Origin of the sequence: Streptomyces sp. ISL-96, assembly GCF_018614035.1 — a bacterium.
Taxonomy (GTDB): Bacteria; Actinomycetota; Actinomycetes; order Streptomycetales; family Streptomycetaceae; genus Streptomyces.
In genome coordinates this window covers 1-25676 of the sequence record NZ_JAGGPA010000030.1, presented here as the reverse complement: position 1 = coordinate 25676, position 25676 = coordinate 1, and the positions used below count along the sequence as shown (strand labels likewise).

At 67.1% G+C, this 25676-nt stretch carries 22 protein-coding genes; 9 read left to right on the top strand and 13 right to left on the bottom strand.

What is annotated here, in order from left to right:
- Window positions 1–137 precede the first annotated feature (137 nt).
- The 7 genes from J7E96_RS20800 (at window position 138) to J7E96_RS38485 (ending at window position 11938) form a co-directional block, all read left to right on the top strand.
- A complete protein-coding gene (locus tag J7E96_RS20800; RefSeq protein WP_251070208.1) occupies window positions 138–5210 on the top strand; it encodes a toxin glutamine deamidase domain-containing protein in 5073 nt (1690 codons plus the stop codon).
- Window positions 5191–6042, top strand: a complete 852-nt coding sequence (locus J7E96_RS20795) for an immunity 49 family protein (RefSeq protein ID WP_214974714.1) — start codon at window positions 5191–5193, stop codon at window positions 6040–6042. The genes J7E96_RS20800 and J7E96_RS20795 overlap by 20 nt, the downstream gene beginning before the upstream one ends.
- Window positions 6043–6261: 219 nt before the next feature.
- On the top strand, window positions 6262–6732 hold the full coding sequence (locus J7E96_RS20790) for an immunity 49 family protein (RefSeq protein ID WP_308296058.1): 471 nt from the start codon (window positions 6262–6264) through the stop codon (window positions 6730–6732).
- Between the two features lie 47 nt (window positions 6733–6779).
- A complete protein-coding gene (locus J7E96_RS20785) occupies window positions 6780–7085 on the top strand; it encodes a hypothetical protein (RefSeq protein WP_215133166.1) in 306 nt (101 codons plus the stop codon).
- Between the two features lie 85 nt (window positions 7086–7170).
- Window positions 7171–9084: an ATP-binding protein gene (locus tag J7E96_RS20780; protein ID WP_215133165.1), complete on the top strand. Its 1914-nt coding sequence runs from the start codon at window positions 7171–7173 to the stop codon at window positions 9082–9084.
- A 1298-nt stretch (window positions 9085–10382) separates the two neighbouring features.
- Complete coding sequence (locus J7E96_RS38490; RefSeq protein WP_308296060.1) at window positions 10383–11492, top strand: hypothetical protein; 1110 nt, start codon at window positions 10383–10385, stop codon at window positions 11490–11492.
- A complete protein-coding gene (locus tag J7E96_RS38485; RefSeq protein ID WP_308296059.1) occupies window positions 11477–11938 on the top strand; it encodes an SUKH-4 family immunity protein in 462 nt (153 codons plus the stop codon). Before J7E96_RS38490 ends, J7E96_RS38485 begins: the two co-directional genes overlap by 16 nt.
- 89 nt (window positions 11939–12027) lie before the next feature.
- On the opposite strand, the gene J7E96_RS20770 is transcribed toward J7E96_RS38485, so the two are convergent.
- Complete coding sequence (locus tag J7E96_RS20770) at window positions 12028–12261, bottom strand: hypothetical protein (protein WP_214974724.1); 234 nt, start codon at window positions 12259–12261, stop codon at window positions 12028–12030.
- Between the two features lie 162 nt (window positions 12262–12423).
- On the opposite strand from J7E96_RS20770, the gene J7E96_RS20765 reads away from it, so the two are divergent.
- A complete protein-coding gene (locus J7E96_RS20765; protein WP_215133163.1) occupies window positions 12424–13737 on the top strand; it encodes an SUKH-4 family immunity protein in 1314 nt (437 codons plus the stop codon).
- Window positions 13738–13973: 236 nt separating this feature from the next.
- Here the strand turns inward: J7E96_RS20765 and J7E96_RS20760 are convergent, their stop codons facing one another.
- From J7E96_RS20760 to J7E96_RS37550, 10 genes are all read right to left on the bottom strand, one after another.
- On the bottom strand, window positions 13974–14396 hold the full coding sequence (locus J7E96_RS20760) for a hypothetical protein (RefSeq protein ID WP_215133162.1): 423 nt from the start codon (window positions 14394–14396) through the stop codon (window positions 13974–13976).
- Window positions 14397–14700: 304 nt separating this feature from the next.
- Window positions 14701–15525 (bottom strand): PE-PGRS family protein, encoded by an 825-nt coding sequence (locus J7E96_RS20755; RefSeq protein WP_215133161.1) that lies wholly within the window; start codon window positions 15523–15525, stop codon window positions 14701–14703.
- Window positions 15526–15580: 55 nt separating this feature from the next.
- Window positions 15581–15895: a hypothetical protein gene (locus J7E96_RS20750; protein WP_214974731.1), complete on the bottom strand. Its 315-nt coding sequence runs from the start codon at window positions 15893–15895 to the stop codon at window positions 15581–15583.
- Between the two features lie 624 nt (window positions 15896–16519).
- Window positions 16520–17065: a hypothetical protein gene (locus J7E96_RS20745; protein WP_214974733.1), complete on the bottom strand. Its 546-nt coding sequence runs from the start codon at window positions 17063–17065 to the stop codon at window positions 16520–16522.
- Between the two features lie 273 nt (window positions 17066–17338).
- Window positions 17339–17959 carry a hypothetical protein gene (locus J7E96_RS20740; protein ID WP_214974735.1) on the bottom strand — a complete coding sequence of 207 codons (621 nt, stop codon included), beginning with the start codon at window positions 17957–17959 and terminating at the stop codon, window positions 17339–17341.
- 54 nt (window positions 17960–18013) lie between these two features.
- Entirely contained in the window at window positions 18014–18595 is a 582-nt protein-coding gene (locus tag J7E96_RS20735) for a hypothetical protein (protein WP_215133160.1), read from the bottom strand.
- A gap of 69 nt (window positions 18596–18664) precedes the next feature.
- Complete coding sequence (locus tag J7E96_RS20730) at window positions 18665–19042, bottom strand: hypothetical protein (RefSeq protein ID WP_215133159.1); 378 nt, start codon at window positions 19040–19042, stop codon at window positions 18665–18667.
- Between the two features lie 1139 nt (window positions 19043–20181).
- Complete coding sequence (locus J7E96_RS20725; RefSeq protein WP_215133158.1) at window positions 20182–20811, bottom strand: hypothetical protein; 630 nt, start codon at window positions 20809–20811, stop codon at window positions 20182–20184.
- The gene (locus tag J7E96_RS37555) at window positions 20808–21020 is read right to left on the bottom strand and encodes a hypothetical protein (RefSeq protein ID WP_251070202.1); all 213 of its coding nucleotides are present in this window, start codon (window positions 21018–21020) and stop codon (window positions 20808–20810) included. The genes J7E96_RS20725 and J7E96_RS37555 overlap by 4 nt, the downstream gene beginning before the upstream one ends.
- A gap of 40 nt (window positions 21021–21060) precedes the next feature.
- Window positions 21061–21516, bottom strand: a complete 456-nt coding sequence (locus J7E96_RS37550) for a hypothetical protein (RefSeq protein WP_251070201.1) — start codon at window positions 21514–21516, stop codon at window positions 21061–21063.
- A gap of 396 nt (window positions 21517–21912) precedes the next feature.
- Here J7E96_RS37550 and J7E96_RS20715 point away from each other — a divergent pair, with 396 nt between their 5' ends.
- The gene (locus J7E96_RS20715) at window positions 21913–22209 is read left to right on the top strand and encodes a hypothetical protein (RefSeq protein ID WP_215133157.1); all 297 of its coding nucleotides are present in this window, start codon (window positions 21913–21915) and stop codon (window positions 22207–22209) included.
- Window positions 22210–23256: 1047 nt separating this feature from the next.
- Here J7E96_RS20715 and J7E96_RS20710 read toward each other — a convergent pair.
- Window positions 23257–24780 (bottom strand): PQQ-binding-like beta-propeller repeat protein, encoded by a 1524-nt coding sequence (locus tag J7E96_RS20710; protein WP_215133156.1) that lies wholly within the window; start codon window positions 24778–24780, stop codon window positions 23257–23259.
- A 14-nt stretch (window positions 24781–24794) separates the two neighbouring features.
- The gene (locus J7E96_RS20705) at window positions 24795–25649 is read right to left on the bottom strand and encodes a hypothetical protein (RefSeq protein WP_215133155.1); all 855 of its coding nucleotides are present in this window, start codon (window positions 25647–25649) and stop codon (window positions 24795–24797) included.
- Window positions 25650–25676: the final 27 nt, after the last annotated feature.

Genomic DNA, 25676 nt, shown 5'->3' with positions numbered 1-25676 from the left:
GTTGTAACAGGAACCCTCTCGAGTTGCTCCGGTGATGGTCAGTAAGCTCTGGGGACGGCTGCACTGCGTGTGATTCCCCTTGTCGTTGGGGGGCGTTGTGCGGCGGTTGCCTATCGGGGGTGTGGCGCGCTGTGGCGATGATGTTGCCGGACGAGGTCGAGTGGGTCCTGGAGATGCTCGGCTACAGGTGGCCGACAGCGAATGAGGACTTGCTCAGAGACTCCGCCGCGTTGTGGCGCCAGTTCGGTGACGACGCCCAGAAGCTGCACATACGGGCGAATACCAGCGCTCAGACCGTGGTCGCGCACAACGCGGGCGAGTCCATCGACGCGTTCACCACGCACTACAAGAAGTTCTCCGACGGCGGCTCGGACGGCTACCTCGCCAACGCCGCGGAAGCCGCGTACGTCATCGCGGCCACCTTTGAGGCCGCGGCGTTTCTGGTGGAGTTCGCGAAGTGGGCGGTCATCGTCCAACTCATCGCGCTGGCCATCCAGATCGCCGCCGCCGCTGCCGCGTCCGTCGTCACCTTCGGCCTCTCCGCTGCCGCCGGCATGGCAGCCACGCAACTGACCCGCGTGGCCGTACGCCGTATCCTCGACGCACTCAAAGACGCGCTGATGCAGGCCATCATCGAGATGATGAAGGAACCCGCCGTATCGGCGGTCCAGGCCATGGTCACCGACCTGGTCAAGCAGTCCGTCAACGTCGGCTTCGGGACCCAGGAAGGCTTCGACCTCAGCAAGACCGTCTCGGCCGGCGCCCAGGGCGGATGGGAAGCCATCAAGCAGTCCCCGCAGACGTTCGCCGAGGGCGTGCGCGACGGCCTGGGCAGGAAGGCCGGCAGCAGCATCCGCGACGGCATCGACAGCGGCTACAACAGCAGCAGGGATGCCTACAACAACCGCAACAACCCTGCGGCGGGCAACAACAGCGGTGACGGCACCAATAGCAACAGCGGCGACGGAGACGACAGTTCGGGGGACACTGACTCGTCGAACACCTCGGACTCGTCAAACACCTCGGACTCCTCCAGCTCGGACTCGTCGACGACCTCACGTGCGAACGCCAACACGGGCAACACCAACATCGGCGGCAACATATCCGCCGACGGCGACGAACCCGCGAGCTACAACGCCCCCGACCTCGGAGGGCTACCCAGTACCGACACGCCAAGCGGCACCCCGGACTCGACGCCCAGCACCCCTGACTCCGGGCAGAATCCTTCCTCCTCCAATTCGCCCTCCCGGCCGACGCTGTCGGACTTCGACGACCCCGCACCCAGCAATACGTCGCCGTCCCCGTCCCCCGCCCCGGACACCAGCAGCAACACACCCAGTGCCGGCGACAACCGCAGTGGTTCCTCCCCCGGCGGCCTCTCCTCACCCTCCCCGCAATCGGCTCCCACACCGACAGCCGGCGCAACACCGTCCTCCACGAACAGCGGCGGCGGGATCAGTAGGTCGATCGACAGCCTCGCCGCCAGCATCCCCACCCAGTCCAACGCCGCCCCGACACCGACCACGGCCGACCCCTCAACCGCGGCCCCGCGCCCGGACGGCAACTCCTCGATGCCGACCTCGCCCACGCCGCCCTCAACGGCAGCGGACGGTGCGGCAGGCGCCCGTACAGGCACAAACACCACCCCAAGCGGCTCCCCGTCCGGTACGAGCCCCACCAGCCCCAACCCCTCACAGGGCCCGCCTAGGACCCCCTCCACCACCCCAGGCACCCCCAACCCCACCGGAACGGGCCCGGCCTCAACCCCTGGCCCGACACCGTCGACGCCACCACGCAGTACGCCGACACCATCGACGGACGGCCGCACCCCCGGGGCGGTGCCCGGACACGTATCCAGCCCGAACCAAAGCACGCCGGGCGGGGCAAGCACCCGTAGTCCAGGACCCCACCAGAACACACCCGGCACGAGTGACAGCCGCACCCCGAACCAGAACACCCCAGGCTCAACCGGCGGTCGGTCTCCCGGCCAAGGCCCCACCGGCCAGAGCGCGTCGGACGGCCGCAGCCCCCACACGAACCAGAGCCCAAGCCCGACTACCCCGAACCAGGACCCGCGGCAGCCGGCCCCGCCCAGGAACACACCGTCGCCCGCCAGTACTCCAACGCCGACGCCGAGCACGCCCAGTACGCCCAACTCCGGCACACCCGGCTCCGGCGCCCCCGGGCGTACACCCGATACGGCACCGACTCCGGCCGGCAACAAACCGCATACGTCGCAACCGGGCGCGGGCAACTCCCCCACACGGCCTCACCAGCCGTCGGGCAGTACGCCCAACGCTCCCCAGCAGCCCAGCAGCAACCCCGGCACGCCGTCGAGCACCCCGAACCAGCAGCAACAACAGCCTCTGACCGCGGTACCGATCCACACCCCGGTCCCCGGCCCTAACGCCCCGTCCCAGGCGTCGAACCCCAGCCGGTCCGGCCCGCAGGCACCGGGCTCGCCACAGGCAGACCCCGACACGTCCGACAAGCCGGAGCCGCAGACGCAGCCGCAGACGGACAGTCTCGACGACATCCGCGACGACCTGGATCAATACCCGGGAGGGCTGACGGAGCCCGACCCCCAGGACCAGCAGCTGCTGGCGAACGCCGTGCCGCGGAATCCCGACGGCACCCCCCAGCGGTTCCCCGATCCCTTCGGCCCCTGGAGCCAGCTCCAGAACGACGGCGGCAACGAAGTGCCCGGGCGCAGCAACAACTGCGCCGACTGCTCCCGGTCCTTCCTCGAGACCTGGCGCGGTAACCCGCAGGTCTCGGCCCCCCGCACCCTTGACACCGACGAGGACGGGAACCCGGACCCCTGGTCGCCGGAGAACGACGCGAACGAGAACCAGATCCGCTGGTCGGGTGCTCCGCACTCGTACGCCGGTGAAGGCAGCGACCCGGACACCGCCCAGCGCATCGCGGACGACCTCCTGCAGGCAGGGCACGGCGCGCACGCCATCGTCCAGGTCGACTGGCCCGGCGGCGGCGGCCACGCCTTCAATGCCGTCAACCACAACGGCAAAGTCGTCTGGATCGACACCCAGAGCGGCGAGGTCAGCCACGACCCGCTGCACATCGCCGATGCCGAGCACGTCTGGCACATCCCGATGGACCCGGACGGGAATCCGCTCCACCCCGCGGAGACGGAGGACACCGACGACTCCCAGGATCCGAACGACGAGTCTCAGTCGGAAAACTCCGAGAACTCCGAGAACGCGGAGAACTCCGACAGCAACGGGCAACCGGACAACAACACGCAGAACGACGCCACGCCCGAGGACCAGCAGGCGTCCCCCGAAACCGGCGACTCGACGCAACCCGGGCCCTCGGAGACACCGGAGTCGTCCGCCGAACAGGACCATCCGTCCCCGGCCGATACGTCCGAGACGTCCGAGACCGCCGAGACCCCTGAGACTCCCGACACCAAGGACCAGCAGACACGTCCCGACGCACAGGACGGGCCGCGCGACGGGGAGTCCTCGCCATCCACGGCGCACACCACTACTCCCGACGGCACCGACAAATCCACGTCGGACAACGAACCGGCGCCTACCCGGACTGCGACCGACACCCCGGCCCCCAGCCCTGAACGCGACGCTCCGAGCGACCCCACGCCCCAGCAGACCACCACCCCGCCCTCGGACCCTCGCATCCCCGACCCGCGAACCACGGAACCGCAAACCTCGGACCCCCGTACGACCGACCCGCGTCGGGAGAACCCCACGGAGGCGAAGCCGGAGGAGACCAGCGACCGGCCCGACGGTCAGCGGCCGAACACGCCGCCGCAAGCGGACGAGTCACGCCCGGACAACATCGAGGAATCACGGCCGGAGGACCCGGACAAGAACCGGCCCGAAGTCCCGGCCCAGTCGCCAGCCGACGACCAGCCCGACCGTTCGAGCAGCATGAACAACGACTCGGCCGTTCCGAAGCGGGAGAACCTCCCCGAGGGCAAGAACGCCGATGCGGCCAATTACGTCAAGGACTCCGTCAACGGCAAGAAACCGCTCTACGGCGACATCGCACCCGAGAACCCGGCGCAGACCTCCCGGTCGACGAACCCTGAGCGCCCCTCCGGTCCTGCGGAGCCTGCGGGCAATACCCCAAACGCAAACGACCAGGCAAGCCTTCGGCAGCGTGACCTGGACATGCTCGCGCGCGCCAATTCAAAGGACCCGAAGGACAGGGCCTGGTTCGAGAAGTACTACCACCCGAAGAGCGGCTACCGCCGGAGCGTGACAAACCCCGCAGAAGACGGCCGCCCCGTCCCTCAGTTGCATCCCACGAACGACCCCAATGCGCCGTGGATGCTGGCCAACGACGCACCGGACGCCGAACGGGAGTCGTACATCGACGAGGGCGAAGGTAAGGGCAAACGGGACGAAGAGATCTCCGAGGAGAACCTCAAGCGGCTCGACGAGGCCGCAAAGGCCCGCCAGGACGCGATCGACGCCGACGACCAGCCGCATAAAGACCGGCAGGCGGCCAAGGAAGCCTACGAGAAGAACAAAACCGACGAGAACCTGAAGAAGTTCCAGGAAGCAGACGAGAAGCACAGCCCGCTGCACGGAAAAATGACCAGGGCCAGCGAGGACTACGGCGAGCAGGTCGCCGAGTTCCACGCCATGCCCCGACACTTCCCCGACTACACGCGGATCGACGACCGGGCAACAGGAAACAACCGGTTCGACCAGATATGGGTGGACCCGAGCACCGACCCGCCCGAATTCGTCGTCGTAGAGGCCAAGGGTTCACTGAAGGCCGGACTCGGCGAGCGGCGTGGACTCCCCGAGCACAACGGTTCCGGCCCCTCTGCCGAGCCGGACAACGGCTCCCGCCAGGATCAGGTCGACAGCGATCAGAACGACCAGACCGGCGAGAGCGGGCAGGACGCACCGACCCCAGGCGTCCCGAAAGTACGGCAGGGCACTCGCGCGTACTTTGAGACGATCCTCCATGAGATGGAGGAGCGCGCACGCCGGAACGACCTCAAGGCCGAGACCGACGCCGAGCGGGAGGCCGCCGAGGCGGAACGGCAACTAGCACGCGACCTCAGAAAGGCCCTGAACGCGAACCCGTCACGAGTCACGTACATACTCGTCAAGGGAAAGTCTTCCGGGGGGCAGCACCAGGGCTACGAGATGCAGCAGTTCGACATCAGAACGGAAGCAGAGAAGCAAAACGATGCAGATTCCGCGACATGATTTCCCAACGCGAAATGTCCCGAGGATCCTCGAGTCTTATACCAAGGACTTCTGGGACGACGTCGACGACCTCCAGACCGAACCCTCATGGTTCTCGAACGTTCTGGCTGACGCCATCAAGCTCCTCGGCCTGCGCTGCGTCGTGGACCCGGACGCCGACAAGCTCGAGACGTGGGAGGTCTGCGTCACCGCCATGCAGGTCGGCTCCGCCCTCTTCGCGTCGGCTCAGGCCACGACCGACAGCATCGAGTGCCGCATCGGTCACACGATGCACGCCATCCGCGCCGGCGCCCTGCCCCGCGCTCATGCCGGCAACTGGCTCAACGCCTTCTGGCTCGCCTGTGTCTGCCGCGAGAAGAAGCGAATGACCGAACTGAGCCAGTTCCCGGTCTCACGGCTTCGGCAAGCCGAAGGAGAGTTCGACGAGTACATCTACGACTGGGTGGAAGCGCTGCAGGCCTACTGGCTCAAGCGCCCAGAGTTCGGCGACAAACTGGTGGCCGCGGTGGACGGGACCGATCCCGCCGTCCTGCGACACGCGCCGCGCGACAGCGTCCTCCAGATCATGTATCCCCCGATGAACCTCCTGACCCAGCTGGCACGCGGCGACCAGGACAAGTTCAACGCCGAACTGGCCAAGGCCCTGGAGTGGCACAAGGACTATTGGACCCGCGACGAAGACCGCGAGCTGAACCCCCAAAGCCTCATCGCCCTGGGCCCGCTGGCCGTCACCTGTCTCGCCGTCCAGGCCGGGTTCACCATCAGCGTCGAGTCCGAGTACCTCCCCAAGCACCTCATCGTCGGCGCGTGGATCAACGAATTCCCCACGTAGCCCCCAGCCAGACACCCCAAGCAACAGAACAAGGTCCGTCCACCACTCCGGACCAGCTTCTGGTTGGTGCTGGCGGCGGTAGATGGAACGGAGGTGGAGAAGGACGAAGATGATCAAGATCCCACGTCATGAATTTCTGACTGGGGCTCTCCCTCAGGTACTTCGAGAGCTGGAGACAGATCTTGAGGAGGAGCTCGAGGACCTCGAGGAGAACCCCGAGTGGTTCTCCATGGCCCTGAGTTCTGGGACCACGCTCCTCGCCAGTCGCTGCTCGGGGGGGGATCCCAAGGCCGACAAGCTCGAGACCTGGGAAGCCTGTGTCACCGCGATGCACGTGGGTTCCGCCCTCTTCGCCTCGGCCCGCGCGACGACACCGCCCCCGAGGCAGTCCGGCCCGCCTTGCGAAGCGCTGTACTCAACCTCATGTATCCCCCCATGACCCTCTTGACTCAACTGGTTCGCGGTGATCAGGACAGGTTCACCACCAAGCTGGCCAAGACCGTCGAATGGCACAAGGACTTCTGGACCCGCGACGAGGAGCGGGAGCGCGATTCCGACGGAATCATCGCCCTCGGCCACCTGGCCCTCGCGTGCCTTGCCCTCGACTCAGGGTTCAGCGTGGAAGTCGAGTCGGAGTACCTACCCAAGTACCTGCTCGACGGTGGCTGGGTGGGCGAGTTCCCCACATAGTCAACGCGCTGCCCCCCAGCACACTCCAACCGACGAACAGGACCCGCATGACCCCCGAGGCCCCACCCACAACCCCCACCCAAGCCGTGGAAATCGTCCGCAGCCGCTACGCCCAGCCCAAGCTTCCCGACGGCACTCCCGCCGAACTCAAGGTCCACGAGTTCGACATCGGCTACCTGGTGTTCGCGGTCTTCCCGCCCCGCACCGACGCAGCCGGCCGCCCACAGCCCTCCCCGCCAGGCGGCGCCAAGATCGTGGTCTCCAAGGAGACCGGCGAAACCGTCACCGTCCCCAACTACCCGACCGAGAAGGCCATCGCGCTCTACCGCAAGAACGTCGAACGCAACGCCTAGCTGTCGCCCGACATCTGAGCCCGGTGCCTGACGCCTGGCGACCAGCCTTCACCCCTACCCCGGCACACCCGCGAGGACTACACCCATGACCGCCCCGACCACCGGCTACGTGCCACATCCCCACATAGGCGGCCGCGTCACCGTGCTGCGCGCTCTCGCCGCCTGGCGGATGGAGTGGCCGGGTGCGCCGCGCGTCATCGTGCTCACCGGCAACCCGGGCAGCGGGCGTTCGCACCTGCTCACCGGGTTCCTCATGCTGTGCGACCCGGAGTTCCGCAAGCGGCTTCCGCTGGCCGACCTGGACCCGTCGACCGTGCCGCCCGAGCTCCCCGCCCCGGCGGTGCCGAGTGCGGCCGGGCTGACCGCTGCACAGGTCGGGTGGCTGCTGGCGGAGCATTACGGCTTGCAGGCCACGCGTATCGAGGACGTGTACGCCGAACTGGCCGCCCTCGACCGGACCGTCACCGTCGTGGTACCGGACGTCGATCGCGCAGGCCCGGTACGGACGACCGGCGAACCGGCCCGGGTCGTACGGGAAGTACTCAAGCCGCTCGCCACCACGGCCAACGTCCGGCTTCTGGCCGACGTACCGCGTGAGCTCGCCGCGCGTCTGGTTGAGGGGTTGCCGCCCGGCACCGCGCAGGTGATCGACTTGGACGAGTCCCAGTGGGCCGACCCGCAGGGTCTGTCGCTGCAGGCTGAGGCCTTGCTCAGCCCCGAGCACGGGGCGCCGGAGCTGCCGTTCACCACCGACCCTGCCACCCGACGGGCCCTCGCCGAGGCGATCGGGCGTCGCGCCGGGACCGGCCCGCTCACGGTGCAGCTCGCCGTCCGGAGCATCCTGGCGAGTCCAGCAGGTTTCATACCGGGAGACGAAAGCCAACTGCCCGCCTCCCCGGGCGAGGCACTCGACCTGCACGCACGCCGCCTCGGAGCCGATCCGCAGACGCTGCGCCAACTGCTCGCGCCCCTGGCCTTTGCCGAGGGGGACAGTCTGCCGGTCGAGCTGTGGGAACGGCTCGTCAGCACCCTGGCCGACAAGGACATGACCACGGCGATAGCGGGCACCGCAGCGCTGACCGGACCATTCGTACAGTCCCTCCAGACGGGCGCGAACAGCGAGCGCGCGCTGCTTCAGCTACTTCACCCGGCCATCGCCGACGAGATCCGCTCCGGGCTTCCCAACGTCCGGGCCGCACAATCGCAGATCGCGATGGCACTCCTGGAATCCGTGCCCGGGCAGGACTGGAGCAAGGCCGATCCCTACGTACGTGACTACATCGCAGCTCACACCTTGGAGGCCGGGCTGCTGCCCCAACTCCTCACCGACCCCGGTTTGTTCGTGTACGCCGCCCCAGTGCCGCTGCGCGCAGCAGTCGAGGCCGTCCCAGCGCAAGCACTCGGCGCTCCGGGGCGTACGTACCTGCGTATCGCCCCTCTACTGACCCGTACGCAGGCACCCACCCTGGCCCGCGCTGCGCTGCTGGAGAGCGCGTTCGTCGAGGACGAGCTTCCGGACTTCGCCGCGGCGGTGCACCGGCTCGGCCTCGACCTGCCTTGGCAGACCCTGTGGAGCGTCCGCCTGCGCAACATCAGCGAAGTCACGATCGGCACGCTCCCACGCCCAGCGGAAGCGCCTACTCCTGTCGCCGCTCTCACGGTACCCACCGGCACGCCCGGCGCGTTCCCCGTGGCCGGGAACAGTGATTCCGCGCTGCTCATGCATAGCCTCGTACAGCCGACTCTCTTCAACGAGCCCGGACCGGAACAGCTGCTGCGGCTGTCCGAACAGGACCGGGCAGCCGCCCAGCTCACGCTCCTCCGAGGCACAGATCAGCTCCGTGTATGGGACCAGTCACGCCAGACAGTCGTGGCTTCCCTGATCTCGGACTCCCCCTTCACCGGCGCCGACCTCTCCCCCGACGGCATCCTGGTCGCCGCGACCGAGCATGGGGCGAAGGCGCTGCGGATCCGGCAATCGGCGTCGGCCACCTCGTAGCTCCGCGAACATCACAGCGCAGGAATGACCGTGCGAGTACCCGTCACAGGGTGCCTTCCGACTGTGTTCGGCTCCGCTCTGTGTGTGATTCCCGGCAAGGTACGCAGGGTTGATCACCGCCGCCGCTTCCGCATCGGACCACCCCGAGCGACTCCCCGTCCGGCCCGAACGCCACCAGCCCCCACGCCACCCCGCCGCCCCAGCAGCAGGGCCAGGACAACAACACCAAGCCCACCCCCACCACCGGCGTCCGCGACCCGCAACGCCACACCTCCCGGCGCGTCACCAACCCCACCCGCGCCGAGCAGGACGGCCTGGACAACTCGGTCCCCGAGACGAGAACGGCGACCCGACTCGGCAGGCCGACCCCACGAAGGGCCCCTGGGGCCAGAACATCAACGGCGATGGACCCAATTCCCCCGGCAACAACAACTGTGTCGACGTGGCCCTCTCCATGGTGGCCCCGTACGCAGGCAGGCCCACGGCCGCCGCCCAAGCCGGAAGACCCGGCGGAGGAGCACATTGACCTCTCTCCGGACTCGCCGCAACAGGCGGTGCGCAACTACCCAAGCGACGACCAGCACGAGCACAAGGACATGGATAACCACCTCACGGCCATCGGCTCGGCCTTTGCGAAGGCTACGCTGCAACGTCGTTCCGTCGAAGTAGGGAGTCCCCATGTCCGAGTCCTCTCCCGACCCCCAACGCTTCGCTCCTGCCCAGGCAGTCGCACAGGTACGTGACTGGTGGGGCGACGGCTCCCCCAAGAAGAAGAACCTGGACGTCATCAGCCTCACCGGCACCTCGGGCGTCCTCGAAGAGGTGCACCGGCACATCCCCCAAAGTGTCCTGCTCGATGCCACGGAAGCGGATGCGGAGGACGTTTTCCGAAGGGCTTTGAGGCTCATCGGGGTGCCCGATGACAAGGCGAGTCCCTACACCTGGCGCAGGGCTGCCCGCCAGCAAGGCGGTGGCAAGCTGGTTCTGATCACGCACGCGGGACGGGCCGGGCTCACCCGCAGGTCCGCCCAGCCCGCTCTTGTTGGTAACCAGGCGGCGGAGTGCCTCTCCCTCGCCGGACCAAGCGTTGTGGTCGATACGCCGCCCCCGGATCCTGGGACGGCGCGGCGCGGTACGCCCTCACTCTGGCTGGACGACACATCGCTCGACACCCGCAGAACGCACTCGGGGCCGCCGTCGCGGCTGCCTCGCAGTCGCCGCAACTGCGCGCACTGGCCCTGTCCGAGCCGCGGCGCGTGCCGTGGGAGGCATGGAGAGAGTTGGCTCGGGCTGTCGGTGTGGCAGATTCCGACGTGGCAGCCCTGCACCAGCTTGCCGACCGTTTCTCCGGCCTCATCACGGTGTCCGACGCGGAGGTCGCATTCGCCGACGATTCCGTGGCCGACGCCCTGCGTCATGAGACATCTGCCGAGTTGAGCACGCACGTCAATGACCACATGGTCCAGTGGCTGCGAGGAGTCGCCCCCCAGCTGCGGCATCCTGACGGCTGGGCCGCCTCCGGTCCCCTGGGCCGTTACGCCGCCCATGGTCTGGCCATGCACGCGGCGCAGGCGGGAAAGTTCGACGAGCTGCTGCGGGACGGCAGTGTCCTTGCCAATCTTCCCCAGAACGCGCTCCTGGACGCTGCCCACTGCGCGCACAGCGGTTCGCTGCCCGGCTCGAACGCGGCCGCCGATGCTGTGTACTTGTGGATGTACGGGGTGGCCCCGCCAGATCAGGGCGAATGGGCTTCATGGCTGCACTTGATGGCCATGGCGCGAAAGGACACCGAGCTGTGCGCCGCCATCGAGCACTCCGGCGTACGTCTTCCCTGGAAGGCCCGGTGGACACACTGGCGCCCACCGGGCGGATTCGACCCGGGCTACCTCGAACCCGGTCCGGTCTACCAGCTGTTCCGGGTGTGCTGGCGAGATCGCCTGGCCGTGGCCGCGAGCGCTGAGGACGGCGGCGTACGCGTGTGGGACGCCGAGACCTCGGAGCTCGTGGCGGGCCCGTGGTTCGACAAGAACTTTCCGGACGAGGCAGCGGATGCGCTGGCTTGGCCGCAGGGAACTGGGGAAACCGGCCCGACCCGTCGCAGCGAACTCCTTGCGCACGAGGACCTCGACGAGGGTATCGACGACGAGTTCCTTCCTGTTTCAGTGCGTCTTGGCAACCTCACGGTGTTCGCCGGCCCCGGAGGTGTCTTCGCCGTGGAAGCCGCCCACGCGGAAGCGGAGCACGTGCTCACGCCACTGCGCGGGGCACCGCTGCTCGGCACCAGGACCGCAGCAGGCCTCACACGGCCCGTCAATGCCTCGACCACCACTGCGGCCGACCTGGGAACGCTCTTCCCCCGCGCCCCCGTTCTGCGCACCACGGCCCGGACCGTCTGCCGGCCGGCCTGACCGATAAAACCGCCCGCCGTGTACTCACCGATACCGGCCTTCCCGTCATGGATGAAAAGGCAATCAGGCTGGAGCCCGAGTACGAGAGATTCCTGTGGGAAGTGCCCTGGCCGAAGGAGGTCGAGCAGCCCGCAGAGGACGGACCGTTCTTCCAGATCGGCTTGTGGATGGGCGCCGAGATCGTGATCGACGGACCCTCCGGGCACGTCCTGCGCATGCCGCGTACCGCCGAGGAGAGCGGACTGGACGGCCTCCTCGTCGCAACGTCCCTCGACCGCTTCCTGGCCATGGTCGCCCAGTGGCTCACTGGGCGTCGCATTCTCGGGACGCTGGAGAACCAGGACGAGGACCATCTGCTCCGGCAGCACATCGAAGACGCCATCTGGGATATCGACGCGGATGGCTCCCGCGCAGAGGCGTGGACCTACGCACTGCACAACGACTGACGCACCATCCGCAAGGGTGGACGACAAGGGACCATGACCGGCGCAACGAACGACTACGCACGGCAGCCGTACCTGGTAGCCGGCCTGTGTCACGCGATGCAGATCGGCCAGGCGCTCTTCGTATCGGCCCGCGCAACGACCGAGACCTCCCGTGGCAGACCCTGTGGAGCCTGCCGGTCCCTGGCATCCACGCCGTGACCGTGGGCAGCATCCCGGCGTCCGGCGAGGAACAGCCGGGCCCCGTCGCAGCACTCGCTGTCCCAGGGGACACACCTGGCGCGTACCTGGTCGGCGACGGCGGCGCGTCCGTGCTGCTCGTCCACGGCCTGGTCCAGCGGGTCCCTCGATCCCCCGGTGCAGATCTTTCCCGCAGGGAGTCCTCTTCCTCGCCGACGAGCGCGGCGCGAAGACCCTGCGGGTCCCGGCGCCGACCACACCGATAGCCTCGTAGCACCATGTCCCCGACGCCCTCGAAGGAGCCCCGCGTGATCAGCCAGGAGCGGGCATTCGCCACCGCCGACCGGTGGCTCAACCCCGACGGTTCGGGGGCTCCGCGGCGCGAGGTCCGCATGCGGGAGTTCGACCTCGGGTGGGTCGTGTGGGCCGCACCCGCGCCGATGGAGCGCGACCCGGAGACCGGGGAGCGGCGGCCGCCCGCGGAGATCGGGGACGCGTGCGGGGTCGTGGACCGGCGTACCGGTGAGCTGACGGTCTGGCCTTCGGTTCCGGTCGACGAGGCCGTACGGATGTACAAGCAGAAGCACGGCGGCGGTTCGTCGGAAAGTGGTCGTCCGGTCACCGGGCCCGGCAACACCGCCGTCTTCACGTACGTCGACCCGGCCAGCGGCGAGGAGACGACCCTCTTCCGCAACTCGGGCCCCGGCCTGCCTCCGGTCGAGTACCAGGCGTGGGCCGAGCTGCAGCGTATGAACGTACCCATCGACAACGTCGTGGCAGTCCACACCGACCTGCGCCCCAGCCTGCTCCCCGGCGGCTACACCGCCGAGCTCCTCAACGCGTTCCCCAACGCCAAGCTGTCCTGCGCCCACAGCTACGGCGCCCGACCGGAAACGCGCGAAGAAGGCATCGCCTCGCTGCTTCAGCACGTCGAGATGATGCACCAGATCGCCGGCCAGCAGCCGCCGCCGCGCCCCTACCGGACCCCGGTCCCCGCGAGCGTGACTCCCGCCGAGCCGATGCGCGACGTAGCCCTGGGCCGGCACCTCGTCGAGATCTTCGGTCAGGACGGCGTACGCCGCTACGACGCCGACGACGTCGCCGGCAGCCAACTGCCCGAGACCACCGGCTCGACGCTCACCTGGGCTGGAGTCCCCGCCGACATCCCCCTCTTCTTCACCGCCGACCGGCCCGACAGCCCGCCCGCCGGCGGCCTGTTCAGCGACATAGCCACGAACCTGCGCGAGCGCCGCAGCCCGGCCGGCGAAGAGAAGATCAGCGCGCTGGCGCATCTGGTCCGTATCGGCTGGGACGGGGTAGCCGTCATCGCGGTGCAGTGCCTGCCCGGCACGACGGAGCCCAACGGCCTCGGCGCCCTCTGGGCGATCGACCCCGTCAACGCGGCGACCTGCTACGTCAACGTCTCAGCCGCCGCCTTCGCGCGCGCCCTCGCGCTCCTGGTCACCACACGGCAGCAGATGCAGGGCATGGACCCGGTTGCGGCCGGTACGGCGGTGGCGGCGTTCCAGGCTCAGTTGCTTGCCATCGACGCCTCGGCGCTGGCAGATCCGGGCTCGTGGTGGTCGTTGATCGTCGAGCAGATGTGGCACGGGCTGTTCTGAGTGAAGGCCAGTGAACTCAGAGAGTCCTACGCCGCCCGGTCCACTTCCCGTACTACCGAGCGATAGAGCGGTCAGCGAAGCGTGAGCCCGACGAGAACCAGCAGTCGTGAACGTCCGGAAAGCGCTGCTCGATGGCGGGCGGGCCCTCGGTTTAGAAGGGCACGACAACGCGATCGGGCCGTACGCCGCGGGGGCCCGCCGGCGTACGGCCTGAAAATGGCAGGTGAGCGGGTGGCTCAGTAGAGCGAGAATCCGCCGCTGTGGCGCCCCTGGCTCTTTTTCGGAGCCGGCGAGGGCTCGCCCTGGGAGCGCCTCGGCTCGGACGGGTCCGAGGACGGGTCGCTGCTCGCCGGTACCTCACCCTGCCTGATCTGCTCGCGCTCCTCGTCGGAGAGCGCCTCCCACTCGCCGCGCAGCGATGCCATGCCGCCACCGAGGGCTCGTGCCGTCGAAGGGTCGTCCATGGCGTCGCGCAGGGTGACGCGGCCCGAGAGCAACTTCTTTGCGGCGTCCTGGAGTTCTTTGCTGGCGCCGCCGCCGTCGGCGAGTTTGCGCAGCGCGGAGTTCAGTGAGCGGACCTGCTCCGGTTCGAGCGCTTCGTCCCACACGCCGCGGTCGGGGGAAGGCCCCTGGGGGTTACGGGGTTGCTGCTGAGCCATCTCGCTTCTCCTCACCTCTCGTCACCCGAAGTATCTCTCGTCGTATCTCTCGTCACCCGAAGTCGGTACGGATTCGGTCGGCTGTTGACGGTTGTCCGGGCAACGCCCCTCTCGCGGGCGCGGGCGCGGATGCGGAGGCCCTGGGGGCGGCGGGCGGCGTGTCCGGGGCGGTCGCGGCCCGGCTGTCGGCTGGTGCGGCCGGCTGCGAGTCCGCTGCCGCGGGCACTGCCGCCGCTCCCGGCTCTCCGTTCTCTCCGACCGCTTCCGCCGCCGCCGACCCTCGTCCGGTGGCATGGTTCAGGCCCTAGTCCGCGGCTGCCTCCGCGCGCTGGGCAGCCCGTTGCGTTACGGCATCCACGTACGTACCGGGGTCGGCGAGCCCGACGATGTTGTCCTTGACACCCATGAGACCGTCCTTGAGCCCCTTCGTGGCCGACTCCTTGAAGGCGCCGAGGCCCTTTCCCGCGGCGTCCTTGAGGTCGATACCGTCCTGCGCGCCGAAGTTGGCCTTGACCCCCTGCTCGATAAGGTCCTGCCCCATCGCCGTCGCGCCTTCCTTTGCCGCTGCGGTGACGACTTCCTGAACCATGTCCCTGAGCGCCCGGACTGATGCTTCCTTCAGGGTGTCCGCGATCGTTGTGACGATGACCTGCTTGAGCTCGTCGAGCAGCCTTCGTACGACGACACGGGTGATCTGAACGGCGCCCACCGCGCCCAGCTCCGAGAGCCCGAAGGTAAGCGGAGCCGCTGCCTGTGCTGCGGCGATCTCAAAGGCCAGCGCGATGAGTTGGGCAATGACGGCGAGTTTGCTTGTGAGTACGCACATGGCGACCGTGTCGAGAGCAAAGGCAATGGCGTTGGCGGCCTCGACTGCGTCGTTCAGATAGCCGTCCCCGCCGGATTCGAACTTGCGCCATTTCTCCTCGAAAGCTTCAACAGCTTCACCCGCATTCGACGACCGAATCGCGGATGCCGCAGCAACTCCACGCGATCCCAACCGGGCTGCCGTCAAGGCAAACTGCCGCCACGCCGTGGCGGCACTGTGAATCTCGTCTTCGTTCGCATCGGGCCACTCGCAACCGAGCAGCCCGAGAACCCAGTCGACCTCGCGAGGCAGCATCAGTGCCATGTGGGTCACAACCCCCGTGTCGTCGTTCCACAGGCCCCGCACATGGGGCCCGCCCTCAGATGGCCTTGTACGCCTCGTACGTACGCTTTTCGACGCCCCCGTACGCATCACCCATGTGCCGCAGGTTCGTGCCCATCTTCTTGAGCCGGCCACCGAGGCTCTCCATGGAGTCGAGCATCCCGTCCTTCACCGGCTGGTAGACGACATCGAACGGTCCGCCGATGACATCCTCACCCCAGGGCGTCCCGATGCCTTCCAGGGTCTTCTTGAGCTCACCAGTCGCGGTCACAAATTCTCTACCGATCTCCCTGAATTCCTCGCCTTGGATCTTCAGCGTCCGGTGATCGACGTCGAAACCGCCAACAGCCATGCCCACTCCCCCGATTACCTTGCGCTTCGCACGCACGAGCAACTTGATGCAGTCAAAAACCTAGCGCACTGAAGTGATAGAAAAGTCATTCGAATGGCGCTTGAACTGACGTGCAGACGCCCTGAGTCAGCAATGATCCGCACAGACGAACGAAGCAGAAGGCCAGAATCGCCATGGCTCGATCGCAGCAGCGCGCAGGGAACGAACCGCTCACTGTCCCGGCTCGCGGGAAGTGCGTCGGCGCGTACCAAGGGGCGTACGCAGCAGGGTGGGTCGGCACGCAGTGCACCGTGAAGGTGGAGGGATGCGAGGTGAACTACCTCGTCGCCGGCTTCTTCACGGGTTGGGTCCTCATCGACCTCGGCGTCTTCTGCGTCGCCACGGGCTACGCACCCTCCGGCCGGAGCCGGATCTCGTACAACGAGGCATGGGAAGCGGCGGGACGGAACGTGACGCGGGCGGCCGTGGTCGGGATGATCGGCGCGGGGATCGTGGGGGCCGGGCTTGGGCTTTCGTACCTGGTCAGCCTCTTCTTCCGAGGGACTCTCGTTCGCATCATGAGGTGCCCTGCTCGGCGCCCACGGCTCCTGTCGAGCGGATACGGGGGTGTCGCCGCACCGCCGATCAGGTGGGAGGGCCGAGACTCAGGGCCCCGACACCGGCCCTCCTGGCCCGCGCCATACGGTTCTTGTCACGTACGATCTCCCGGTACTCCTCCAGGGGCGTCCGGCTGCCACGCTCCAGGGTCATGAACTCACTGCCGCCCGGCACGGCGATCACTCCACCGAATTCGGGGTCACCGGCGAACCAGGCACTCTCCTCCATCTCCCCCGTCCAGCGCTTCCTCCGCAGCGGGTTGACCGCGCGCATGGTCTTGGACCAGGCGCCGTCCGCGTCGGCCTTGAGCCGCACAGGCAGTGCCATGACATCCTTGACGTCATTGCACGGACGCACGGAAGCGCGGTGCTCCCAGGGATACTCGCGGAGCACCTTCCGGATCTTGCGCAGGCGGAGGACCGGCCCCCACGAGTACAGAGCCATGGCGAAGGCGAACGGTGCCGCGATCAGACACAGGACGGCCGCGATGCGCATCCACATCGGCTGGGTTCTGGGCTGATCCGCCAGTATTCCCGTCACCGCCAAGGTCGCCAGCAGCAGAATTATGGTCACCGGCAAAACCGCCACCGCGCGCAGTCGTGCTCGCTGCCAATTCCGCCGCGTCTGAGGATGATCGAAGGCGCACTTGTACGGGGGGACTTGGGCTGTGGGGTACATCTGGCTGGCTCCTGTTCGGGTTCCGAGAGTTGGGGCAGGCACCCGTCACCGCGACATCACGGTCGGCCTTGCCGACCGTGATGTCGCGGCTCAGGGCGCTGGTCAGGGCCTTGCCCGCGAGCGTACTGCCGTGCGGAGCCAGGGCAGCGGGCGAGCGGCGCCGGAGCGTCACGCTCGGCCCCGGCCGGGCTCCTTGCTCAAGCGATCCCGGCTGCGATCGTGCTCGCTCCGACGGCGACCGGACGCCGAGCCCCAGTAGTCCCGCTCCAGGGTCATCAGCCCACGACCTCCCGGCAGCGCGATGACTGCCCCAGTGGTGGCAACACCGGCCAGCCAGATGCCCTGCTCCATCGCCGGGTCCCAGCGATACCACCGCAGCGGGTTACGGGCAGCCATGACTTGCCCCCACTCCTCCCCTTCCTTGGCCTTGAGCTGCACGGCAACGCCCTTGGCTTCCCTGGCGTGCGGGTGCTTGCGGGCAGCTGCCCGGAACTTCCATGGGTTGGACTGCAGAACCTTGCGCATGCGGCCAAGGCGGCGAAGCGACCCGATGTAGGCGTACAGGCCGGCGGGAAGGACGATGCCGAAGAAGAGAGCGGGCAGAAGACCCGCACCGGCCAGGCGGATCTGTGTCTCGTACGTGCCCACAAGGCCAAACGCCACCAAGGTCACCATGATGAGGACGACAAGTCCACCGGCCACGCGCAGTCGCGCCCGCCGCCACGCCTGCCGTGTCGGGGCATGGTCGAAGGCCCGCTGGTCCGGCGGGATTTGGGCGTCTGGCGTCATGTTGCCGGCTCCATACATTCGCAATTCCGATTCATTACGTTTCGCGACCCTTCGTCATGGTCGGTTCAGGTGCAGGGTCATGAGTCGGTGCCCGCCCGGCAGAGCAAGTACGCCACCGCGGCCAGGGTTGCCCGCGAACCAGGCCCCGTACTCCAGCTCTTTCGACCAGCGCTTACGCAGACGCCATGTACCCGCGGCCAGCACCGGCGTCCAGCCCTCGTCGCCAACCCCGTTACGCCCGTCACCCGCGTCACCGCCGTCACCGCCGTCACCGAACCTGAGCTGTACGGCCGTGCCTGCACTGACTTTGGCGTCCGGCCTGCGGACCGCGGAGCAGTACCTCCAGGGGTGGGACTTCAGAACTTTCTCGACGGCACGCAGCCACAACAGCGCCCTGCCCGGAGCCGGCAGCAGGAACGCAGTCGGTATCAGCAGGAAGGATGCGGCGCCCGAGACGAGCTGCGTCTCCTCTTCCTTGAACGCCGTTGCCACGATGAGCAGGCCCAGCCACACCGCGACCCTGATCAGGAGGCTGATGCGAGCCCTGCGTCGGACCTTCTCAAAGCCCTGCCGAGTGGCGGGGTCGTCGAAGGCGCACTCGGCCAAGGGAAGGGGGACAGAGAGACTGGACTTCACGTGTACGACTCCTCGTCATGGGGTTCAGCAAAGATGATCACCTGCGGAGACCCGCACTCAAATTCCCCATCACCGGCGACCCTGGCACCCTGCTCCATCGCCGTCGTCCAGCCCTTCCTCTGCAGCGGATCCCGCCGGAGTGGCGACGGACGTCAGGAGGAGGCTGTCCAGGTACTCCTTACGGACGCCCGCAGCGTTGACCCACGCGAGACCGGGTGACAGGAACGCCACGACGGCCAGGATGATGGTCATGACGGTGCCTACGCCGATCATGGCAATCCCCAAGGCCAGCAGGCTGAGCAGCAGGGCCCAGAAACCGCCGGCGTACAGCGCCGGGTCCCAGACTGGGTACGGACTGATCGCACGCAACTCGCGTCCCTCGACAAGGCGCTTGGCCGCCGGGACCGGCGAGCCTTCGGGCAGATCCGAGCCATCACTGGCCTCCACCCAGCCCGGACGTAATGCTCGCCGTCCACGACGAGCACCGCTTGGGCGGCCGGGGCGCCCTGAGGTTCTGCTCTGGCTCCTTCCCCCCAGTAGACCTTCGCCGGACTGCCGCTGACGTGCCGGGCGAGAGTATCGGGCTCGAATGCCGCGTCCATGAAGAGGCCGAGCCGCTCCCCGTTTCCTTCAAGCCCCAGGCAAGGTTTCGGCTCCCTCGCAGCCACTCCCTTCGGCGTTCTCCTGGGCACGGCCACTCTTCCGCCGACCGGGGTGACCACCAGAGAGCGGAAGCGTCCCGCCCGCAAACCGGGCGTGCCAACCGACCTGCCGCCCACCACAGCGAAGAACAGACACCCTGTCGTCCAGACCAGCACAAAGAGCAACAGCCCCCACGCTGGGCCGCCGACCTTACGCTCCAGGGAATCCCTGCCAGCGTCGAGGAATACACCGACGTGCGGCGAGGACGGAGCGTAGAGAGACCAGACGTGGTCACCAGGTTCAGCGGGTGTCTTTGAGGAGACGGTACCTTCCTCCGATTGGCTCCCGCCGTCGAAGGGCACGGAATCTTGGACCCCGGTACGGTAGTAGTCGGCCCCCTTGAGCTTCTCGACGAACTCCGATGACAGCACCTTGTGGACTTCCACCTGGCGATTACGGGCCCGCATCGACGATCCTCTACGCTGCGGCCGGCTTTCAGGCTCTGCGCCCTTCAGGCCACCAGCGTCGACGCGTAGCCACTCCGCCCGGCTCCGGCGAGGGCCCTCGCCGAACAACCGTGAGGCAGCCGACGATGCCAACTGCTGCCACCACAAGGCAGGCGAGAGCGTCCCACCGGGGTGGCGGCAAGGACGGCTTCAGCAGCAGTCGCACCACTGCCGCAAGCAGCCCGAGGCCTCCGACTGCCAGCCAGGCCGACACCGCTCGGAGCTTCCCGCTCATTCCAACCTCTCCTTGATCGTTTGCCCGCCTCAGGCGAGCATGCCCTGGCCAGTGAAAGGGACGGCCTCCCGGAGAAGTGCCCTGCTCCATGGGTGCCTCTGAGTTAGCGGGCGGCGACCCGTAGGCGTGCCCATACGCAGAGCAGGCGCGCCTACCGGGCGAGCGAACCTGATCCGGGACCTCCAGGGGCGCGGCCCGGTGACCTACCGGATCGGCGCCCGCCGCTTGAGGCCGGCCTGCATCGCCCTCTTGAGGCGCTCCGCTCCGGCTTCCTCTCGCTGCCCGGACATCAGCTCCCAATCGCGGGGCTGCATGAACAACAGCTGACCGGACCCCGGTACTAGCGCCGCACCCCCGAAGACCTCGTCACCGGCGAACCAAACGCCGCCCTCCATGCCCTTCAGCCAGCCCGGACGCGAAAGGGGGTCCACGGCCGCCAGCACCGGCGAGCGGTCGGCGCCCTTCTCTCCGATGGTCAGAACCCGCACCCTGTTCCCCTTCATTTGCAGCGTCTCGACCGGACCGCGGAATTCAAGGGGGTACCTACGGAGGACCCGCGAGCACCTCCAGGTCCAGGACAGAGCCGCCCAAAAGAATATCAACGCGATCAACAGACCGACGAACCCCACGATGGCCAGCGGCAACAGATAATCAATCCCCGTCACGAAAACCAGAATGAACATGGGCGCGAAAATGACGAAGTACCTCGCGAACCGCTTCAGGGCCGTGACGTAGTGATACTTCACCGCTGACTTGAAGTCGGTTCCATCGGTTGCGTACGGAGCTTGGGAAGTCTCCGGCATGGCATTGTCCTCTTGCTCTTCTGCGTTCATCCGAAATCGCTCTTCATCGCTTCTGCGACGGAGCCTGAAGCTACCGACTCGAAGGCGTGTTCCCCTTCAGCCCGCGCCGGATCGGTGAACGTCACTGTACGGGCGGTGCCGAGCAGGACGCCGCGGTAGTCATCGGCGAACTCCACCGACGCGGTCACCATCTGTACTGCGATGACTGACGAGGATCGCGTGTCCGGAATCGCCACCATCCCCTGCCAGACCTCTTCCTGTCTGGGCTCCTCTTGTCCCTCAGGAGGTACGCCCGGGGCCACCGTGGTCTGCACCGACTCCGACAAGAACCCAGTACCAATGGGCAGTTCGACGGGTCGCATACCGTCGCCGGAACCGCTCCCCGCGCCGCCGGCCAGCATCTTGGTGAGTACGCGTTTGGGGTTCATTCCTGGCGTCGGAACGCTGAAAAACCGTGAGGACAGAAAGCGCGGAACCGCCGCTGTCGTCGGGATGCATACCCAGCGCACATCCCTGCACCTGCTGCTTCTGCAGCATCATCACAACGATGGCGTACAGCCGGAACACCTGGTCTGCGCGGTCGCGGACCTCGCTGGGAAGGTCGTTGATCTGCCGCGCCACCTCTGCGAGTCCGGCGGGTGACGGTTGGAGATCCACCTGGCGGTAGCCGAGGGGAAGTCCGTACCAGAAGGCCGGCTTCTGCTCAACAGCCGCGATATCGAAAAGGTCGTTCACAGCCGGATGCCCCTTGCGAGTTCGCCCAGATCGGTACACTTGGACATACCTGGTGGATTCCACTCCCTGGGCCTGGACTTGGACGAAGAGGGGCGTCTCGAGCAACTCTGGTCCATCGCGGAGGAAGTCTGGCCGCACGGCACCGGCTCCAACGCGAAGTCACCTTCCACACTTACCGTGAGATTGGCGATCACGCCCTCACAGAGGACTCCTTCTACGCGGGCTTCTGCCTGGACGAGGCACCGAACGGCCGCCTCACCACCGCCTCGCTGCTGGCCCGCCTCGACCCTCTGGACGAGGCCGATGCCGAGTTGTCCGCGCACGGCCTTTTCGAGGCGCTCTCCGCGAACGAGAACAAACACGGTCGAGGACATCCGCGTTCCAGCAGGGCCGGGCGTGCTCGTGCTGTGCGGCCTGGAATGGCAGTCCGACCCGGACGATGACACGGCGCCGTCCCTGCCCCTCGCGCGGGCCGATGTCTACCTCCCCCTCCCCCGCATGCGTCGGCTCCTCGTCATGAGCCTGACCACTCCGTCGCTGCCGGATCTTCCGTTCTACGTCTCACTGTTGTCGAAGTCGGCCCACGACCTCACGATCTCCAGCGGCGTGGAGCCACCGCCTGCCTCTGGCCCGGAGAACGGCGGTGAAAGGAGAGCCCGTACCTCCGACCAGGTCAGGGCGGACGTCGGGTAGTAGACAGGCAGGCACCGCTCACACGGCGAACAGTTGGATCGTGAAGCTTCAGGACAACGGACGTCACTCCGGTGGTCATAAACCTCTATCCGCCCCAGCTCAAGGAGATGCGGCGCGCTGTACGGTCACGGCCGGAGCGGCGATCAGGCTGGTCGCCGCTACCGGAGGCACCCGGGGAGACGAACTGGTGAACCAGCTCCGGTTCGCCGCCGGCCACTGGGCGCCCCTTCTGCGTCAGACGACTGCGCACACTGCCCTCGGCATCTCCCGCTTTATGCAAGGTTCACCGGTATCGGACGGCACCTTCCGGATCGCAACCCGGACTCCGCGAGGACGGTGAGCACGTCACTCACAAGCGACTCACCACCCGGGATCATGCGAAGTCTCGGCCTGACCGGGCTTCGGCTGTGCCGCAGGCACAGCGCCTGCGGCACATGCTGCTGAATGGCATGGATACAACACCCGGGAGAGACTAACCTCTCGGCCCTGGTGGAACGCGGCGTTGTTCGCCGGCATCCTCAGCGCGATGGTGGCCCTGGGTGGCCTTGCAGCGGCTTGCCTGCCGGGCTTCGGCGTCGCCATGCGTGTGATGAACGGCGCGCGTTGGCTGTCGTCGGCGTCACTGGATTCTGAGCAGCTGTCGCAGCCACAGCGGCAAGCTGTTGGTGCTGGCTCTGACGACAATGGCAACTGGAATATTCGAGAGCGCAGCGAGGAGACCGACGATGCCGACTCGCCTGCAGCCTCATCTGCTGGCGACGCCTCAAGAGACACGCCTCGTGATCGTGTTACGAGCTCTTTGGCTCGGGAGCTGCGTGACGGAAGAAACCGCGGCGCGCCATGGGGCAGCGCAATCTCCCGCTCCGGACAGGACGTTGATCGTGTTCTACGACCCTAGCTGACGCCCGGGCAAGCGTTCCCCGGGAGGGCTACCGGGGCCCATCGGGCCAAGTGCACTCGCCAGCAGGAAAGTTACGACGAACGAACGATGTCCCACGGCACGAGGCGAGACAGACAGCGATGGCTGCCTCGCCTCGTCGGAGATCGCTAGGAATCCGTCGTCGGCAACGCGATAAGTGAGTACGACGAACTACCTGCGAGGCCGGAGGCTCCGCCGTTGTCGGACAGGTAGAGCGTGCCCTTGTTCCAATACGGCCGCCCGAAGACGCTGCTGCCCTTGTCGACCTCTTCGGGGTACTCGGCGACTGTCTCCATCGCGCCGTCCTTGGGGGCGAACTCCACCAGCTTCGGCTCATGCGAGGCCTGGGTGACGTACACCAGCGGTCGCTCGCTACCGGTGTCCGTCAGCGGAATGTAATGAATCGTGTCCACAGGATCCGTCTTCCACAATTCCTTCCCGCTGTCCAGGTCGTAGGCAATCAGCACATTCTGCTCACCCTTGGGGTTGTTCCGCGGGGAAACCTCCATGACGAAGATATTGCCGAACCCAGCCGCCTCATGCGTCGGGTCACCGCCGTCCCCGAAGTGGACGTAGTACTTCTCCTCCAACTCCGGCACCTTCCCACGCATTTCACCGGTCTTCTCATCGAGCGCGAAGGCACCTTCGTATCCGCTGATGACAAGCGGCGAGGTGGTGAGGATGCCCGAGACCGCATCCTCACCAAATTTCTTCGTCCACTCAGGCTCACCGGTGGCGGGATCGATCAGCGATACCTCGGTCCACTTCTTCTCGTTGCCCTCAAGTGGATCGCCCTTGCTGCACGATGCCCGGCGTATCAGGTTCTTGCCGCCGGTGAATTGGCCTGTTCCGCAGTAGGGCGTAGCCGTCTTCTTCAAGTCCCAGGCCACGGAGCCGTCCGCCGCCTTCAGTACCTTCCCGCCGAGCACCACGGTCTCACCGGTGCGGGCCACGCTCAGCCCCTTGCCGGAGAAGCCTCGATGCCACAACTCCTTGCCGGACTTGAGGTCGAACGCGGCGACGTTGTTGCATTCGCCCTCGCCTCCCTCCACACCTCCCGAGGCGCCATACGCAACGATCCCGATTCCGCCATCAGAAGCAGAAGGAGCGACGCATGCTGTGTTACCCGCGCCGGGCAGCGGTGTGGCCCACAGTTTCTTTCCTGTGTCGCGAGCGTAGGCCTTCACCCCACCGGGCGCGGTCTGGATCACGGCCTTGTCGGTGAACCAGGTGCCGGCTCCGTCCAACTCGCTCGAGCCCTCTCCCGACTTCGCCTCCACAGTCCACAACGGCTCGACGGCGCCACTCGCCAGCACGTACCACGCGGCGCCGCCCGCCCCACCGAGCACGATCAACGCGAGAACCAGCAGCACGATCAGGCCGGTCTTCTTCTTACGCGGCGGCGCTGCCGGAACGGGAGCCCCGGGGAACTGCTGCTGATAGCCATAGCCCTGCTGGGGCTGGGGCGCCATCGGCTGCCGCTGATAGCCGTATCCCTGCTGCGGTGCGGGCGTGGGCTGTTGCTGCGGGTAGCCGTATCCGGGCTGTGGCACGGGAGCCTGCTGAGGCGGCATAGACGGCTGCTGCTGAGGCGGCACGGGAGCCTGCGGCGGCATCGGCGGCTGCTGCCCATAAGGGCTGGTGCCCGGCACGGGTCCGTTGGTGCTCATCGGCTGTTGCTCCTGACGTACTGGGCCCACGCGGCCTGGAATTCGCTCTCGCCCATACCCACGGCACTCTGCAGCTGCTGGTCGAGTTCCGTGGGCTTCTTGTAGTGGTCGACCACGAACTTGAAGACCGCCTCCTCGCCGCCCTCCTCGGCGATGAACCGGATGGCGAGGTAGCTGAGGGCGTAGTTCATGCTGACCGGGTTGGCGTCACTGTCGAAGTCGCTGCTGGGCAACTCACCGTCGAATTCCTGGCCTGCCAGGGCGTTTCGAACGCCCTGATCCCCCAGCTCCCGGTCGAATCGGTTCGTGACGTATTCCGCGAACCCTTCGACAACCCAAGAACGGAGACTCTTCTCGTCGTCGAAGGAGTAGGAGCCGCTGTCTTGTGGCTGCACGAGAGCATGCGCGATTTCATGACGCGAGATATCCGCAACGCCGCGCCTCCACGCAGACGAAGTGAAGCGCTCTGACGAGGCATCCATCTTGATGCGCGCGCCGCCGAATTCGAGCCGGTCCTCCTTGCCGCCGTATCCCTCATTGAAGGTCGGCATCGGCACGCTCTGCCCGGCATCCCAGCCAACGTCCAGGCCACCATTGTTGTAGAGCTTCGTGTACGTCTTCCGGTCCGGTTCGACGACGACGAGGAAGCCCTTGGGAGTGTTGGGAACCGACGGGGCCTTTGACTTCCACAGGTCCAGATCGGTCTTCGCGCTCTGCTCGATGATCGGCGCGTAGCGACTCGCAGCGGCGGCGTTCTTCTTCGCCGCGATCGTGACCGTGTGCCGTTGACGCTTCACGTACATGTCGTCGTAAAGGTCCCAGGGAGCCGGGTAGTAGACCGCGGTGGCCATCCCATACGGAAGATTTCAAGTCCAGTG